Below are 16,511 nucleotides of genomic sequence, written 5' to 3'. Positions count from 1 at the left end.
TCAGCGGTCGCAGTCGTCGCATCGCCGCTCAGTACAATGACGGGAATACTTCTGTCAGCCTCCATGCTCCGCAAAAGCTCGGGAAGCACGTCCATCCCCTCACCGCCCGGCATATTGAGATCGGATATGATAAGATCAGGCAAACGGCGCGCGCCCGGTTCCAAAGAGTGCCGGAGCCCCTCGAAGTCTTCGACAAGACGAACGACATAACCGTTTTTTTCCAGAACAGCGCGGACGATGCGCTGGTTGACGGCGTCGTCTTCGGCAACGAGGATCTCAATGCCGCCCGTCGGGTCTTTCATGACGCGCGAGGAAAATCCCACATCCGGATGGTTGTCGTTGATCGCATCCCGACGCTCGATCCCGCGCAGACGGCCGCACAGGACGTCGATCAGGGATTTTTCGCGCAGCGGCCGGATCAACCAGGCATCGAAGGATACATGCATTGTCGAGGGGCGCTCTTCCGGGCTGACCAGCAGCGTGCGGCGAACATCCTGGTGCGGCCAACCCTTAAGTGCATCCCTGAACAGCGGTGAAATACGCCGGTCGACAATGATATCGGTAAGCCCCTCCGCCTGCACCGTGGCGTCGTTTCGCAGCCTTTCAAGATCATCTGGCTGGTGAATGAGCTGGCATCGTCCCCCGAGCGCTTTGATCGCCTCCATGGTCACCCCTGCCGCCACACCTTCCGGCGCGATAAGGAGGACATTCGTATGCCGCAGGCACCCACGCCGTCCGACATCCACCATCTCGGCAGGAGCGCCAGCCGGCCGGAACGTCAGCTTAAAGGTGCTCCCCTTTCCTTTTCGGCTGGAAACCGTGAGGCTGCCACCGAATTCGCGCACGATGCGGGCGGAAATTGCGAGGCCAAGACCCGTGCCAGCGCTTTGCTGCGATACAGGCCCGGCCTGCTCGAACTCGCCAAAGATACGTTTCTGCTCCGCCTCGCTCATGCCAGGACCGGTATCTTCAACGCCGATGCATAATTCCCCGCCAACCATGTGCGCCCTGACGACCACACCGCCTTCCCGCGTGAATTTAACGGCGTTGCCGATGAGATTGAAGAGAACCTGCCGGAGCCTTGCCGGATCGAAATCGAGATGATCGGGCACATCAGGCGTTACGAAGGAGGCAATTTCGATGCCCTTTTCGTGCGCGCGGTGGGCCAGCATCTCAACGACGCTCTCGATCAGCCGGCGCAGATTTTCAGCGCGCGGATTGAGCCTGAAGCGACCTGCCTCCAGTGTCGAATAATCCAGGAGATCCTCGACCAGTTGCACCAGCGACTGGCCGGACTGCCGCATGCCATCCAGATAATTGCGCTGTTCTTCGTTAAGTTTGGTCTGGGACAGAAGATGGTTCATGCCGAGCATGCCGGAAAGCGGCAGCCGGATCTCGTGGCTGACCGTGGCAAGCAGCCTTGCCTTCACGGCATCGGCCTTTTCGGCTCGTAACCGGGCGTCTTCCCGCTCGGCGAGCGCAAGCCGCTCCTCGGTCACGTCTCTCGCGATGCTGCTGATCATAAGTCGGCTACTTGAAAGATCACGCGTCACGACATCATGCCAGGAAAAGATGCGCTGACCGAACGGCGTTGCGATCTCGACATCATAGGCGTGAACCTTCTCACCCGGACGGAAAGCAATGCCGATTTCCTCGCAGCTTAATCCTTCCGGCGCCGCACAACCGGTCATCTCGCGAAAGATCCGGTTCGCCTCGACGATGCGCCGGTTCATGTCACGGATCACGACAATGTCGCCCATGGATTCCTGCATCTCCGCGATCAACGATCGGTTTTGCGTCTGCCGGAGCCTGAGATCGGATTCCGCGACCTGAGTAACCGGCCGCTGAGGAGGCGTGCGAAAGAGCGCGTAGACAAGGAGGCCGACGAGCAGCAAACCAAAGAAGACTGCCAGGCCGACGGTCGTCGCATAGGGCACTGCAAGTGCAACCAGGGCCGCGACAAAGCCTCCAACGGATAAGGATGCGGCGATGTGGAGCGCTACAGAGCTGGCATGGATCGCATGATCCTCGTCCGCTCGTCGCGGCGTGGTATCGATGCGATCTGCCGCCTGTTCCGCCGTGGCGGCCAGGCCGAGCCCATCCGAAACTTTTTGCCGCAGTCTTGCCAGTTCGCTCATGCTCAACCGCTACCACGGCAGCGGTTTTGATATGTTTGGCGGCAACCCTAAAATTTTACGTTTTGGCTGCCCGGGCGTGCAAAACTTCGTCAAGGATAACGCAAGCTGCGCCAATGGTTATGAAACTGTCTGCGAGATTGAAAACGGCGAAGGACCAAGTCTCAGTGTAAAACAGGATGTAGTCGATGACGTGGCCGTAAAAAAACCGGTCGAGAAGATTGCCGGCGGCACCTGCAATAATGAAGGCAAAGCCGAGATGGGCGAAGGTGCGGTCCGCTGCCGTCTTGCGCCAGAGCCATAGAACGAAGACGACGATCACAAGCCGCATGCTGACGATGAACCAGCCGTGCATGTCTTCGAGCATCGAAAAGGCAACACCGAGATTGTAGGTGCGGTAGAGCGCAAGGAACGGAGCGACGGGCACCATCTGTTGCAGCGGCAGATAGGCCTCAACCAGCTGCTTGACGACCTGGTCCAGCACCAGTGCCGCGACGATCAGCGCAAAAGCAGGACCGAATTTCGAGAACAATGCCGCTTTGGCCATTACGTCACCGGTGCCAGTTCGAGGAGATGTCGCCGTGCTTCAAACAGCATGACGGCGGTTGCGATGGCGAGATTGAGACTATCGGCACGGCCCTGCTGGGGAATGCGCGCCAGTTGGTCCGCCTTGCCGGCGAGTTCCGGCGGGAGGCCGGATTGCTCGTTACCCATCAGGATCACGACCGGTTTGCCAGCATAGTCGATCTTTCGATAATCGACCGAACCGGCAAGATGCGTGGCAACAACACTGACGCCAGCCGATTTTTTCCAGGCCAGAAATTCAGCGACGGAGGCACGAGCGACCGGGGTGGCAAAGACCGAGCCCATGGTGGCGCGCACCGTCTCCAGCGAAAATGGATCGGTGCAATCGCCGACCAGAATGACACCTGAAGCGCCCGCCGCATCCGCCGTGCGAATGATGGTGCCGAGATTCCCGGGATCGCGCACCCGGTCGAGCGCGATATAGGTCTCGCCCTTTTCCGGTCGGATATCCTTCAGCGGCTTCCATTTCTGTTCGAAAATGCCGACCACCATCTGCGGATTGTCGCGGCGGGTGATCGAGGCGATGACCTTTTCGCTGACTTCGAGTACGAGACCGCCCGAGGCCACGGTCTTTACCGCCGCCTGCTCCACCAGAGGCTTGCCCTTGGCGGCCTTGGCGTAAACCAGGGTCTTGATCGTCCAGCCAAGCTCAAGGGCGTCGATGACCAGTTTCAGGCCTTCAGCCATGAAAGTGCCCGTCTCTTCCCTGCCCTTTTTCTGGGTCAGTGCCTTGATATCCTTGATGATGGGATTAGCAAGACTCGTCACTTCCTTGACCTGGCCAACGCGTCGCGTGGTGTTTTCGCGCATGTCCTTCATCATTTCGGCTCCCAGCGGCTGAACAGCGATGTGGAAAGAACGCGGCCCGGCGTTTTGCCGTCTAGCCCGGCCTCGCGAATCACCAGTTCTCCAGACGCAACAGTGCCGCCCGCGCCGCGCATCGTTTCGCGCATCAGTTCATGCATCGAATAGAAGCTGGCCCGGATGGAGTAGGCAGTCAGTACCAGGCCTAGCGCCTTGGGCGAGAGGATTTCCCGGCAGATATCGAGCATCAGCGGCAGATGGTCGAACAGCTGCCAGACTTCGCCATGGGTGCCGCGGCCGAACTTTGGCGGATCGGTGAGGATGATGTCGTAGGTGTTGCCACGACGTTCTTCCCGCTGGATGAACTTCATCGCGTCTTCGCAGATCCAACGAATTGGCGCATTTTCCAATCCTGCGAGCGACTGGTTTTCCTTCGCCCAGCCAATTGCCTTCTTCGACGCGTCCACATGGGTCACTTCAGCCCCGGCCGCCGCCGCAACAAGCGAGGCGACACCGGTGTAGCCGAAGAGGTTCAAAACCTTCAGCGGCCGGTCGGCCGTCTCGACCGCATGTTTCAGCCATTCCCAGTGGACGATCTGTTCGGGGAAAACGCCGACATGGCGGAATGCGGTGAACCGGCCGAGAAAATTGACGCCGAGCAACGACAGGGGCCAGGTCTCGCCGAGCGCCGCTTTCGGGAAACGCCAGCGACCCATGCCGTCTTCATCCGTATCGCCGGTGAAGATGGCATCGGCATTCTGCCACACGCGGTCCGGAACAGAGGGTTTCCACAGCGCCTGGGCCTCCGGACGGACCACGCGGTAATCACCATATTGTTCAAGCTTCAGGCCGTTGCCGCTGTCAATCAGGTGAAAATCACCGGCACCGCTTGATTCGAGAATGACGGGAACCTGCTCGGCAGGCAAAATCCCGGTGCGCTCCTTGAGGGGACGTGCGGGCGCCTGTTCTACGGCTGATGCTATACTGACCTTTTCCTTGGCCGGCGTTTTTGGCATGCTGCGCACGGCGTCGGGCTCACGCTTTTTCGGCGCTGCATCCGGTCTTCGTGCCGGCTTCGCGGCGTTAATCTGCTTTTTATCGGCCCCGGCCCGCGCGCGCGTGCCCGGTCGGCTGTCTTTTTTCTTCAATGGAATCTTTCCGCTTATGCCCGCGTCTTATTGCGCAGCAAATAGCATCCCGAACGCCGCTCTACCAGAGCCACAACAATTCTCGGCACCATCACTTTGCCGGGAGCTGTCCCGCGTTCGGTACGGCGCCGCCCGTTGCCGCCTTTTGACGGTTCGCCTCATCATGCCAGCGAATGGCTTCCCTGGCCTCGATACGGGCGCGTTTGCGGTGTTTTCCCTGCGCGACCCATGTGGCCGCCGACCCCAGCAGGACACCAAAAATGACCGCCAGGAAGAGGAAAACAAAGAAGGGCGCCGTGAAGGACAGAACGCCGTCATCCGGCCGGAAGGGATTAAGGGCCAGCGTCACGGACTGTCGATTGGCGACGCAGAGGATCACGAGGATGATCGCCAGGGGCAGCAGAATGATGAGGTTGATGATTTTCTTCGACATCCGACAATACTCCATCACTGCAAACGCACGACCGGCACATCCTTAATCGCCAGGCTCCAAGGGCGGTCAATCGTCCTCTTCGTCACCCATACCGGGATTGAGGCGTTCGCGCAGTTCCTTGCCCGTCTTGAAGAAAGGCACCCATTTTTCCTCGACGAAAACCGACTCACCCGTGCGCGGGTTCCGCCCGGAACGGGACGGACGGTTTTTGACGGAGAATGCGCCGAAACCACGAAGCTCGACGCGGTTTCCTGCGGCCAGGGCATCGGTGATTTCATCCAGCACCGCATTGACGATGTTTTCCACATCGCGGTGATAAAGGTGCGGGTTACGCGCAGCAACGATCTGCACCAGTTCAGACTTGATCACGGTTGCCCCCTGAAAGAATTGGATTTTTAACGCGGCTCAACCTGCCAAACGGAAACAAGACCGTCAAGAAACAACTTGTCCGCTCCGAGCTGGCCAGCCCCCGCAAAGGGAATTAAATCGTCGTATCCCAGAAACTTCGCTATTTGCGCAACACTGAACAGCGCAAAAGGCGAATTCGACGACGGCGCACGCCATTCAACGATCGGCAGATCCTTTGTCACACCACGGGTTTCGAGATAGGCGCGAATCTCCTTTTCGCCGCCCAGCGTATCGACCAGCTTGTTGGCAAGCGCCTGACGGCCGGTGTAGATCGATCCATTAGCCAGTTTCAACACGTCCTCGCGCGGCAGCTTGCGGCGATCGGCCACAAGATCGACAAACCAGCCATAGCTATCCATCACCATGGCGCGGATCATCGTCTTGGCTTCCTCCGGCGCATCATGGAACGGAGAAGGCTCGGCTTTCATCGGCGATGACTTGATTTCCTGGAGCGAGACGCCGAGCTTTTCCAGCAACGGGCCGAGTTGCGGATACTGGAAAATCACCCCGATCGAGCCGGTGATGGAGGTGTCGCCAGCGACGATGACGTCACCCGCCGATGCAATCATGTAGCCTGCCGACGCTGCAAGCGTGCGGACATCGGAAACGACAGGCTTCTTTTCCGCCACAGCCCTGATGGCCTTGAATATGCGCTCCCCGCCATAGGTCGTGCCACCGGGCGAGGAAATGGAGACGATCAGACCTTTGACGTTATCGCTCTCGGCGATCTTGTCGAGCCGTTCAAGAAGTTCGGTATTGTCGGTGATCAGGCCGGTGATTTCGACCCGGGCGATATGCGGTCTCGCGCTCTGCGGAGGCCCTTCCCAGAAGACCCGATAGAGGCCAAAAGCGCCCGCGACAAGCAGCAGAACGGCGGCAATACGCCAGAAAGTCAACTTGCGGCGCAACCGCCTGCGATCCGCTATCGCCATATTGTCCATCAAAACCTCTATCGTCCGCTTTTGCGTTTCAGGCCATATGGAACTTCTAGCGCGAAGCCGCAAGGAAACAATAGGAAACCGGAAATACAATTATATTAGCATTTCCCTTGCGCCTCTCCCGATAAAAACCATATTGGCAGGGCACGGCACTCGTGCCAAAAAGATTGTTCACGACAGTAGCTTCTGGTGCGGGCCCGATTGGCTGTGCCGAAGAAGCGTTCCGGACCCACTCTTATGCTTGAAAGACTCCGCGAAGCCGCGCCAGCATTTCCGTTGCCGAATGACCACGACCGCGCCTACGGCGTGGCTCTTCGCCATTCCGCGCGCGTTAAGCGCCTGAAGATCATTCTTCCGGTCAGCGCGGTGATTATTTCGCTCGTCTTCATCGCTGTCTCGGTTATTCGAACCTGGGCGCCTGAAAATGTCTCGCTGGAAAGCGCGAGGATCGAAGACGGCAAGATCGTGATGGAAAAACCTGCCGTTGCAGGCCGCAACGAGAAGGGGATTGACTACTCCATGAACGCGGACCGGGCGTTGCAGGACATTGCGAACCCCAATCTCATGACATTGGAGAAGGTTCTTGCGGCGGTGCCGGTCAACGACGGCGTTGCGCAGGTGATCGCGAAGGAAGGCGTTTTTGACAGGGCCACGAACAAGCTGACGATGACGGCCCCTTTTGACATCAATCTCAGCAATGGCATACAAGCGAAGTTCCAGTCTGCAGATGTCGATCTGAAGGCCGGAAAAATGAGCAGCAAGGACCCTGTTTCAATCAAAACAAACGACGGGTCGATTGTTGCGCAATCGATTGATATCGCCGATAATGGCAAAACCATCGTATTTTCGGGGCAGGTACGGGCACGTATCGCTGCATCCAATATTAAAAATGAAGGCAAGTGAGAGCCCGGTCCAGATGATGCAAATGTCCCGTCCCGTTACCTTTGGCAAATATGCAGGCATCGCTTATGCGGGCCTGATTTTTTCCTGTCTTGCTACCGCTGCAGTTGCACAGAGCACGACCAGCAATATGCAGGGCGTCAAGCTGTCAAGCGACGAGCCGATCACGATCGACAGCGATCAGGCGGAGGTTCGAGACCAGGAGCGCAAGGCCTATTTCACCGGAAACGTGAAGGTTGTGCAGGGCACGACGACGCTGCAAGCCGGCAAGATGACGGTCAACTATGCCGGTCAAGGCGCGTCGCTGACCGGTGGCAACGCCCAGATCGAAAAGATCTTCGTCGACAACAACGTTTACCTGACCTCAGGCACGCAGAATGCGACCGCTGATCACGGCGAATTCGATATGGCGAGCCAGACATTCATCCTCACCGGCAAGCAGGTCGTCCTCTCGGAGGGTACCAATGTCTTTACCGGCTGCAAATTGACGGTTTTCATGGAGACGGGGCAGGCAAAGCTCGATGCTTGCGGCGGTCGCGTTCGGATCATGCTTGATCCGAAGTCGCAGAAAAAACAGTAGTTTCTCGTGAACATAGCTTCCATCTCAAAGATATTCGGCGGCGGGCGCAGCCGAGCCGCAGCTGCCGCCTCACCGGCCGATAAAACCCCCTATGAGGGAACGCTGATCGCGCATGGCCTGACCAAGACGTACAATACCCGTCGCGTCGTCAACGGCGTTTCGCTTGTCGTGCGTCGCGGTGAGGCCGTCGGGCTGCTTGGTCCCAACGGCGCCGGCAAAACCACCTGTTTCTACATGATTACGGGTCTGGTTCCCGTCGATACCGGCAAGATCGCCATTAACGGCAATGATGTGACCACGATGCCGATGTACCGGCGCGCGCGCCTTGGCGTTGGTTACCTACCGCAGGAAGCATCGATTTTCCGCGGCCTTACCGTCGAGGAAAACATCCGCGCCGTGCTCGAAGTGCATGAACCTGACGCGGCGAAACGCAACCGCAAGCTCGATGAGCTGCTGGAAGAGTTTCATATCGCGCAGCTGCGCAAATCGCCTGCCGTCGCGCTTTCGGGTGGTGAACGCCGCCGCCTGGAAATCGCACGCGCCCTTGCGACCGATCCGACATTCATGCTGCTCGACGAGCCTTTTGCCGGCGTCGATCCGATTTCGGTGAGCGACATTCAGAATCTGGTGAGGCACCTCACAGCCCGCGGCATCGGCGTTCTGGTGACCGACCACAATGTGCGTGAGACACTGGGCCTCATCGACCGCGCTTACATCATCCACGCTGGTGAGGTTCTGACGCACGGCCGCCCTGACGACATCGTGAATAATCCGGACGTAAGACGGCTCTATCTCGGTAACAATTTCAGCCTTTAGGATGGTGGGCGCGAAAGATTCTTCATCGCGCCCCGCGCTGACGCTTGACCAAACAAAATAAAAAAGCAATTTTTGGGCCAAGTTCCGTCGTCTCAGTAAAATTTTTGGAAAATCAGGCGACGGAGAAGCTGTAAAGGGAGTTTCGCGTCCGCCATGGCATTGTCTGCCAGCCTTTTGCTGCGTCAAAACCAGTCTCTCGTGATGACACCGCAACTGATGCAGTCGATCCAGCTGCTTCAGATGACGCATTTCGAGCTGACGCAGTTCATTGCGCAGGAAGTGGAGCGTAATCCGCTGCTGGAAATTGCAGCAAACGACAGTGATTTGGGCAGCGATTCACCCCTAGACGCGGAAAGTTTCGGCGACGCGGATGGCGATGGTGCGGAGCGATCACCTGATGTCACCGCCGACAGCGACGACTGGTATGGCGATCGGGCCGCCAATCTCGGAGAGCAGCTGGATACCAGCTTCGAAAATGTCTTTCCTGACGATGCAGAGCCCAGAAAAGCCGATGCTCCTGAACTGGCGGGCCAATGGAAGTCGATGCCCGGGCAGGAATCCGGGGAAAGTTATGACCTCGACGACTTCGTTGCTGCCAGGCAGAGCCTCAGCGACCATCTCAATCAACAATTGCCCCTCGCCATAGCTGCCGCAGAAGACCGGATGATTGCCGATGCGCTGATCGGCCAGCTTGACGAGACGGGATACATCGCTGCCGACGCCGTCGAGGATGTCGCCGAGCGGCTGGGCACAAGTCCTTCATCAGTCGAGGAGGTGCTGAGGACACTCCAAAGCTTTGACCCACCGGGAGTCTTTTCCCGCTCTCTCAGCGAGTGCCTGGCAATCCAGCTGGCACAAAAGGATCGGCTGGACCCGGCGATGCGGGCCTTCATCGACAATCTGGAACTGCTCGCGAAACGGGACTTCGCGACCCTGAAGAAAATCTGCGGTGTCGATGAGGAAGACCTTCTCGACATGCTGGCCGAAATCCGCACGCTCAATCCCCGTCCCGGTGCGGGTTACGACGCGATGGTTTCAGAAACCATTGTTCCCGATATCATCGTTCGTCCCTCCTCCGCCGGCGGCTGGCTGGTGGAAATCAATCCCGAGACCCTGCCGCGCGTGCTTATCAACCAGAGCTACTTCGCCGAGGTGTCGAAACACAAGGCGCGTGCCGGCGAAGATCAGGATTTTCTCTCCGAATGCATGCAGACGGCCCATTGGCTGACCCGCAGCCTCGACCAGCGCGCCCGCACAATCATGAAGGTGGCGACGGAAATCGTCCGCCAACAGGATGCCTTCCTCGTCAACGGTGTCGATCAATTGCGCCCACTGAACCTCAAGACGGTGGCCGACGCCATCAAGATGCATGAATCCACCGTCAGCCGGGTGACGTCCAAGAAGTACATGCTCACGCCGCGTGGGCTGTTCGAGCTCAAATATTTCTTCAGCGTATCGATCAGCGCAATAGAGGGCGGAGACAGCCACTCCGCCGAAGCGGTTCGTCACCGCATCAAGGCCATGATCGCCCAGGAAGCAGCCGATGCGGTGCTTTCCGACGATGATATCGTCGACAATCTGAAAAAGGGTGGCATCGATATCGCCCGCCGCACCGTTGCGAAATATCGCGAAGCGATGAATATTCCCTCCTCGGTGCAGAGGCGCCGGGAGAAGAAGGCTATGGCTAAGCTCTCCGCTTTTTAATCGAGGTACCCGATCACGTTCGCAGCGGTTTTTTGCCGCACCATTGACTCTTTCAACGGCAGGGGCTAGAAGCCCGCCGCACACGTAAGCAAGGTCATTTGTAACGGATTCACCTCCACCGTCCATGGGCGTAAAATTCGAATGAGGGCTTTTTAAGGTCTTCGAAACGCTTGGATGCGCGCGCGGCTTGACGTAAGCTGGTACTCGCAAATCACTACAAAAAGGAAAATTTCCATGAGTGTGCGTGTATCTGGTAAACATATGGAGATCGGTGAATCTTTCCGTCAGCGGATTGAGGACAATATAGGTCTGGCAGTTACCAAATACTTCGATGGGGGGTATTCAGGCCAGGTGACGGTGGAGAAGTCCGGATCGCGTTTTGCGGCCGATTGCAAGCTGCATCTCGATACCGGTGTTGTATTGCATGCGGCGGGTCAGGCAAATGATCCGCAGGCGAGCTTCGACGCCGCCGCAGAGCGGATCGAGAAGCGCCTGCGTCGTTACAAGCGCAAGCTGAAAGACCACCACAATGGTGCGAACGGTGTGTCGCAGGAAATCGCTTACACGGTCATGGATGCTATTCCCGATGAGGACCATGAGGTCCCTGAGGATTACGCACCCACCATTGTGGCCGAAAGTTCGAAACAGATTAAGACCATGTCTGTCGCCAGCGCCGTGATGGCGCTCGACATGACGGACGAACCGGTTCTGCTGTTCCGCAGCCCGGGCAAGGAATATCTCAACATCGTCTACCGACGTCATGACGGCAATATTGGCTGGATCGACGCGGAAACGATCAAGAGCTGAACAGTCTGACAAGACGTGGGAGGCAGAGCGCGAAAGCGCCTCTGTCCCCCACCTCTCTCGATGGCATGAAGGAAAAAGAGAATGGCGTTGGCAGATCTGCTGCAACAAGATGCGATTATTCCCGCCCTCAAGGTGAATTCCAAAAAGCAGTTGCTTCAGGAGCTGGCCGCAAAGGCAGCCAGAATTACCGGAGTCTCGGAACGGGAAGTTTTCGACGTCATCCTCCAGCGTGAAAAGCTCGGTTCGACTGGTGTCGGCCACGGCATTGCCATTCCGCATGGCAAGCTCAACAGCATTCAGCAGATCACCGGGGTTTTCGCGCGTCTTGAAACGCCGGTTGATTTCGAGGCACTGGACGATCAGCCCGTCGATCTCGTGTTTCTGCTGCTCGCACCGGAGGGCGCCGGCGCTGATCATCTGAAGGCTCTTTCGCGCATTGCGCGGGCCCTGCGCGACCCTGAACTGGTGGCCAAGCTGCGTGCTACCGATTCCGACACCGCAATCTACGCCTTCCTCAATCAGGAACAGGCGACGGCTGCCTGACGGCAGGCCTTCTTTTCCCAGTTAATGGCAATAAAAAACGCGCCCAGAAGGCGCGTTTTTCGTTACATCCAAACGGATGTCCTCAAGCGTCTTTTTCGTTCACGGACGCGGTGCCCGGTTCGGCCGAGGCAGCAGCTTCCGCCTTCGGGCCGCCCTTGGAGACACCGACCATGGCGGGGCGCAAAACGCGGTCGCCAATGGTGAAACCGGCCTGAATCACCTGCAATACGGTGTTGTTGGGAACGGCCGTGTTGGGAATTTCAAACATGGCTTGGTGGAAATTCGGGTCGAACTTCTGGCCCTCGGCATCGATCTTCTTCACGCCGTGGCGTTCCAGCGTCGACAGCATTGACCGCTCGGTCATCTCCACGCCCTCAATCAGGCCGTTGAGACCGGCTTCGCCATTGGTCTTGAGCTCATCGGGAATGGCTTCCAGCGCGCGGCGAAGATTATCGGAAACGGCAAGCATATCGCGTGCAAAGGCAGCCATCGAATAGGCCTTGGCATCCTTGACATCACGCTCGGTGCGGCGGCGAAGATTGTCCATCTCGGCGGCAAGGCGCAGGAATTTATCGCGCAGATCGGCGTTCTCAGCCTTGAGCACCTCCACCGGATCGGGCTCTGCCGTTTCGGCCTGTTCTTCACCTGCCTGGGCAGGTTCGACAAACTCTTCCGCGACGTCCGCGTCAGGTCCGGGCTTTTTTGTATCGTCGGTCATGACGTTCTCCAGATTAGACAGTTAGTGGTTGCGCCCGATATCGAGCTTTGACGGGCAAAAATCAAGGCTTGCGGCGAAAAGCTTGCCGCAATCTCTTGGGGGACCAGGGGGCCGCCCTATCGCTGCTTGCGGGAAAGGCGCGCCATGATCTGTGCGGTGTAATCCACCATTGGCACGATGCGGGCATAATTCAGCCGCGTCGGGCCGATGACGCCGACCGCACCCACGACGCGATTGTCCTCATCGCGATAGGGCGCGACGATCAGCGAGGAGCCGGACAGCGAAAACAGCTTGTTTTCCGAACCGATGAAAATCCTCACGCCTGACCCGCTTTCAGCAAGATTGAGGATTTCGATGAGGTTTTCCTTGCGCTCGAGATCGTCGAACAGCAGCCGGACCCGGTCGATGTCTTCTTCACCGGCAAGTCCCTCCAGCAGGTTGGAGCGACCACGCACGATGAGGCGGCCAAGCTTGCCGTCCTCGCTGTCGCCAGCCCACATGGCAAGGCCGCGCTCGACGAGGTCCTGTGCCAGCGTGCCGAGTTCCGACTGAAGTTCCGCCCGCTGCGTCTGAAACTGGCTGCGCAGTTCCTGCAGCGTCTGGCCCGACAGGTGGGCATTGATGAAATTCGCCGCCTCGGTCAGTTGCGACGAGGAAATGCCCGCCGGCAACTCGATGATGCGGTTCTCCACCTGATTATGGTCGCCCACCAGCACGGCAAGTGCCTTGGTTGGCTCCAAGCGGATGAATTCCACATGTTTCAGAATAACGTCGTTTTTCGCGGTCAGCACGAGCCCCGCACCGCGCGACATGCCCGAGAGCATACGGCTCGCCTCTGTCAGCAATCCGTCCAGCGATTGCTCGTGGCCAGCGACGGGCCCGATCTGGCGATCGATATTGGCCCTTTCCTCGGCGGGCAGATCGCCCACTTGCATGAAGGCATCGACGAAAAAGCGCAATCCCGTCTGCGTGGGCAAGCGCCCGGCGCTGATATGCGGCGAATAGATGAGGCCCAGCTCTTCAAGATCGCTCATGACATTGCGAACGGAAGCAGGCGAAAGCGACATCGGCAGAAGTCGCGACAGACTGCGCGACCCGAGCGGTTCGCCCGTATCGAGATAGCCTTCGACGATGCGCCGGAAAATTTCCCGCGACCGTTCATCCAGCAGGGATGCCTGATCTTTTGAAAGCGGTGCAGAAAAACCCATCTCGTCCGTTCTTTGTCGTCTGTGTCCTGTCGTGGCTAATATAATGCGTCGCGCGGCTCCGGCAAAATGGAAATTGGCTTTGCAAAAGAACGGCCCGCGTCTTAGAAGGCAGGAACCAACATGGAGAGTGGATCATATGCGGCCTTCAGGCAGAAAAACCGACCAGATGCGCAAGGTTTCCTTCGAGCGCAATTTCTCGAAGCATGCCGAGGGCTCCTGTCTCGTGAAGTTTGGCGACACGCATGTGCTCGTTACCGCCAGTCTTGAAGAAAAGACGCCACCGTGGCTGCGCAACAGCGGCAAGGGCTGGGTCACCGCCGAATATGGCATGCTGCCGCGTTCCACCCATGAGCGTATGAAGCGCGAGGCTGCCTCCGGCAAACAGGGCGGTCGAACCCAGGAAATCCAGCGTCTTATCGGCCGTTCGTTGCGCGCGGTCGTTGACTTACAGGCACTTGGCGAGCGCCAGATCAGCATCGACTGCGATGTCATCCAGGCCGATGGCGGCACCCGCACCGCCTCCATTACCGGCGCATGGATTGCGCTGCATGATTGCCTGAAGTGGATGGAAACCCGCAACATGATCAAGGTCGAGAAAGTTCTGAAGGACCATATCGCCGCGATCTCCTGCGGTATCTTCGCCAGCCAGCCGGTGATCGATCTCGACTATCTCGAGGATTCTTCTGCCGAGACCGACGCGAATTTCGTCATTACCGGCTCGGGCGGCATCGTTGAGGTTCAGGGAACGGCTGAAGGCGCGCCCTTTTCCGAAGAAGAATTCCTGACGCTGCTCGGTCTCGCCAAGGCCGGCTGCAGCGAGCTGGTCGCCCTTCAGAAACAGGCGATCGCCTGAGCCGACAGGAAAGTACCATGCGCAAGCTCGATACCAGAACGATCGTCGTCGCCAGCCACAACAAGGGCAAGATCGCCGAAATCGCCGATCTGATCGGGCCTTTCGGTTTCTCCGCCAAATCGGCGGCCGAGCTCAATTTTATCGAGCCTGACGAAACCGGGACCACCTTCGAGGAAAACGCTGCCATCAAGGCGCTTGCTTCCGCCAAGGCGTCCGGCCTGCCTGCCCTGTCTGACGATTCCGGTCTTGTCATCGACGCCCTTGACGGTGCGCCCGGTGTCTATACCGCCAACTGGGCGGAGACGGCTGACGGCACGCGCGACTTCGCCATGGCGATGCAGAAGGTCGAGGATGCGCTTTCCGAACGCGGCGCCTCAAAGCCGGAAGATCGCACGGCCCGTTTCGTCAGCGTGCTGTGCCTCGCCTGGCCCGACGGCCATGTCGAATATTTCCGTGGAGAGGTGGAAGGCACAGTCGTATGGCCGCCGCGCGGAACCAGCGGGTTTGGTTATGATCCGATCTTCAAACCCGAAGGTTACGACACCACATTCGGTGAGATGACGGCGGAAGAGAAACACGGCTGGAAGCACGGCGACAGCTTTGCGCTGTCGCATCGGGCGCGCGCCTTTAAAAAATTCGTAGAAACCTGCCTGGAGGCATGAACCCGATGGTCGGGGAGCATCAACTTTCTGCCCCCGGCGCATCGCTTCTGCCGGATACGGGCGATCCCGGTTTCGGGATCTACTTGCATTGGCCCTTCTGCGCGGCCAAGTGCCCCTATTGCGACTTCAACAGCCATGTCCGCCACCGCCCGGTGAATCAGGAGCGGTTTACGGCTGCCTTCCTGCAGGAAATGGAGCACATGCGGTCTCTGAGCGGCCCGCGCGTCGTCACCAGCATCTTCATGGGCGGCGGCACGCCCTCGCTGATGGACCCGCAGACGGTTGGCGCGTTGCTGGATGGCGTTGCGCGTTTCTGGCATGTGCCCGATGGAATCGAGATCACCATGGAGGCCAATCCCTCCAGCGTCGAGGCAGAGCGGTTTCGTGGTTATCGCGCGGCGGGAGTAAATCGTGTCTCCCTCGGCGTGCAGGCGCTGAATGACCGCGACCTGAAATTCCTCGGACGGCTGCATGATGTCGCCGACGCGTTGAAAGCCATCCGGCTGGCGCGGGAGATTTTTCCGCGCATGTCCTTCGACCTCATCTATGCCCGGCCGAACCAGACGGTGGCGGAATGGGACGCCGAGCTAAAGGAAGCCGTCTCCTACGCCGTCGACCATCTGTCGCTCTATCAGCTGACAATCGAAGAAGGCACGCCCTTTTATGGCCTGCACAAGGCCGGCAAGCTCATCGTGCCCGACGGTGAGCACTCGGCCGTGCTTTATGAGGCGACGCAGGAAATTACCGAACGTTACGGCATGCCGGCCTATGAGGTCTCCAACCATGCCCGGCCCGGCGCCGAAAGCCGCCATAACCTCACCTACTGGCGCTATGGCGACTATGCCGGCATTGGCCCCGGCGCACATGGACGCCTGACGCGTGGCGCTTCCAAGCTCGCAACGGCAACCGAACGCCACCCCGAGACTTGGCTCGAAACGGTCGAACGGGAGGGCCATGGCATGATCGATCAGGAACTGCTTGGCGTCGACGAGCAGGCCGACGAATTGCTGTTGATGGGACTTCGCCTGCGCGAGGGCATCGACCTCGCCCGCTGGAGCGACCTTTCCGGCCGCGACCTCGACCCGGAAAAGGAAGAGTTTCTTCTTCAGCACGGTTTCGTGGAGAGGCTCGGCAATTCCCGCCTGCGCTGCACACCATCAGGCATGCTTATTCTGGATGCCGTGGTGGCTGATCTCGCCTGCTGACATCAGCGCGCCTTGTACGAGCCATAGAGCAAGATGAGAATAAAAAAGCGGCCCTGAGGCCGCT

At 58.6% G+C, this 16,511-nt stretch carries 18 protein-coding genes; 9 read left to right on the top strand and 9 right to left on the bottom strand.

Annotated features, from left to right (window positions below):
• The 7 genes from ACUTJJ_RS00750 to sppA all read right to left on the bottom strand — a co-directional run.
• A partial coding sequence (locus tag ACUTJJ_RS00750; RefSeq protein ID WP_445540980.1) for an ATP-binding response regulator occupies positions 1-2,138 on the bottom strand: 2,138 nt, incomplete at its 3' end.
• A 55-nt stretch (positions 2,139-2,193) separates the two neighbouring features.
• Positions 2,194-2,682 carry a signal peptidase II gene (gene lspA / locus ACUTJJ_RS00745; RefSeq protein ID WP_063949533.1) on the bottom strand — a complete coding sequence of 163 codons (489 nt, stop codon included), beginning with the start codon at positions 2,680-2,682 and terminating at the stop codon, positions 2,194-2,196.
• Positions 2,682-3,542: a TrmH family RNA methyltransferase gene (locus ACUTJJ_RS00740; RefSeq protein ID WP_296065832.1), complete on the bottom strand. Its 861-nt coding sequence runs from the start codon at positions 3,540-3,542 to the stop codon at positions 2,682-2,684. The genes lspA and ACUTJJ_RS00740 overlap by 1 nt, the downstream gene beginning before the upstream one ends.
• Positions 3,539-4,672, bottom strand: a complete 1,134-nt coding sequence (locus ACUTJJ_RS00735) for a class I SAM-dependent methyltransferase (RefSeq protein WP_445540979.1) — start codon at positions 4,670-4,672, stop codon at positions 3,539-3,541. The genes ACUTJJ_RS00740 and ACUTJJ_RS00735 overlap by 4 nt, the downstream gene beginning before the upstream one ends.
• A gap of 91 nt (positions 4,673-4,763) precedes the next feature.
• On the bottom strand, positions 4,764-5,105 hold the full coding sequence (locus tag ACUTJJ_RS00730; protein WP_063949530.1) for a LapA family protein: 342 nt from the start codon (positions 5,103-5,105) through the stop codon (positions 4,764-4,766).
• A 66-nt stretch (positions 5,106-5,171) separates the two neighbouring features.
• The gene (locus ACUTJJ_RS00725; RefSeq protein ID WP_219256707.1) at positions 5,172-5,498 is read right to left on the bottom strand and encodes an integration host factor subunit beta; all 327 of its coding nucleotides are present in this window, start codon (positions 5,496-5,498) and stop codon (positions 5,172-5,174) included.
• Between the two features lie 2 nt (positions 5,499-5,500).
• Positions 5,501-6,454 (bottom strand): signal peptide peptidase SppA, encoded by a 954-nt coding sequence (sppA, locus tag ACUTJJ_RS00720; RefSeq protein ID WP_445540978.1) that lies wholly within the window; start codon positions 6,452-6,454, stop codon positions 5,501-5,503.
• Between the two features lie 234 nt (positions 6,455-6,688).
• Between sppA and lptC the strand changes: the two genes are divergently transcribed.
• From lptC to ptsN, 6 genes are all read left to right on the top strand, one after another.
• Positions 6,689-7,354 (top strand): LPS export ABC transporter periplasmic protein LptC, encoded by a 666-nt coding sequence (gene lptC / locus ACUTJJ_RS00715; protein WP_063949528.1) that lies wholly within the window; start codon positions 6,689-6,691, stop codon positions 7,352-7,354.
• Positions 7,355-7,370: 16 nt separating this feature from the next.
• Positions 7,371-7,931, top strand: a complete 561-nt coding sequence (locus tag ACUTJJ_RS00710) for an LptA/OstA family protein (protein WP_371417845.1) — start codon at positions 7,371-7,373, stop codon at positions 7,929-7,931.
• A 6-nt stretch (positions 7,932-7,937) separates the two neighbouring features.
• Complete coding sequence (lptB, locus tag ACUTJJ_RS00705) at positions 7,938-8,747, top strand: LPS export ABC transporter ATP-binding protein (protein ID WP_445540977.1); 810 nt, start codon at positions 7,938-7,940, stop codon at positions 8,745-8,747.
• A 153-nt stretch (positions 8,748-8,900) separates the two neighbouring features.
• Complete coding sequence (gene rpoN, locus ACUTJJ_RS00700; RefSeq protein ID WP_445540976.1) at positions 8,901-10,451, top strand: RNA polymerase factor sigma-54; 1,551 nt, start codon at positions 8,901-8,903, stop codon at positions 10,449-10,451.
• 234 nt (positions 10,452-10,685) lie between these two features.
• Entirely contained in the window at positions 10,686-11,258 is a 573-nt protein-coding gene (gene hpf, locus ACUTJJ_RS00695) for a ribosome hibernation-promoting factor, HPF/YfiA family (protein WP_003520085.1), read from the top strand.
• An 81-nt stretch (positions 11,259-11,339) separates the two neighbouring features.
• On the top strand, positions 11,340-11,801 hold the full coding sequence (ptsN, locus tag ACUTJJ_RS00690) for a PTS IIA-like nitrogen regulatory protein PtsN (RefSeq protein WP_004439537.1): 462 nt from the start codon (positions 11,340-11,342) through the stop codon (positions 11,799-11,801).
• A gap of 82 nt (positions 11,802-11,883) precedes the next feature.
• On the opposite strand, the gene grpE is transcribed toward ptsN, so the two are convergent.
• Both grpE and hrcA read right to left on the bottom strand, forming a co-directional pair.
• The gene (grpE, locus tag ACUTJJ_RS00685) at positions 11,884-12,519 is read right to left on the bottom strand and encodes a nucleotide exchange factor GrpE (RefSeq protein WP_063949525.1); all 636 of its coding nucleotides are present in this window, start codon (positions 12,517-12,519) and stop codon (positions 11,884-11,886) included.
• A 116-nt stretch (positions 12,520-12,635) separates the two neighbouring features.
• Complete coding sequence (hrcA, locus tag ACUTJJ_RS00680) at positions 12,636-13,727, bottom strand: heat-inducible transcriptional repressor HrcA (protein ID WP_063949524.1); 1,092 nt, start codon at positions 13,725-13,727, stop codon at positions 12,636-12,638.
• Between the two features lie 136 nt (positions 13,728-13,863).
• Here hrcA and rph point away from each other — a divergent pair, with 136 nt between their 5' ends.
• Genes rph through hemW form a run of 3 tightly spaced genes read left to right on the top strand, consistent with a single transcriptional unit; the run spans position 13,864 to position 16,447 of the window.
• Positions 13,864-14,580: a ribonuclease PH gene (rph, locus tag ACUTJJ_RS00675; RefSeq protein WP_063949523.1), complete on the top strand. Its 717-nt coding sequence runs from the start codon at positions 13,864-13,866 to the stop codon at positions 14,578-14,580.
• A gap of 17 nt (positions 14,581-14,597) precedes the next feature.
• Positions 14,598-15,242, top strand: a complete 645-nt coding sequence (rdgB, locus tag ACUTJJ_RS00670) for an RdgB/HAM1 family non-canonical purine NTP pyrophosphatase (RefSeq protein WP_445540975.1) — start codon at positions 14,598-14,600, stop codon at positions 15,240-15,242.
• 5 nt (positions 15,243-15,247) lie between these two features.
• A complete protein-coding gene (gene hemW, locus ACUTJJ_RS00665; RefSeq protein WP_445540989.1) occupies positions 15,248-16,447 on the top strand; it encodes a radical SAM family heme chaperone HemW in 1,200 nt (399 codons plus the stop codon).
• Positions 16,448-16,511: the final 64 nt, after the last annotated feature.

The sequence above is a fragment of the Agrobacterium sp. DKPNP3 genome, from assembly GCF_052686535.1.
Note: the sequence above shows the minus strand (reverse complement) of the source record. Positions and strands in the feature narration are given on the sequence as shown.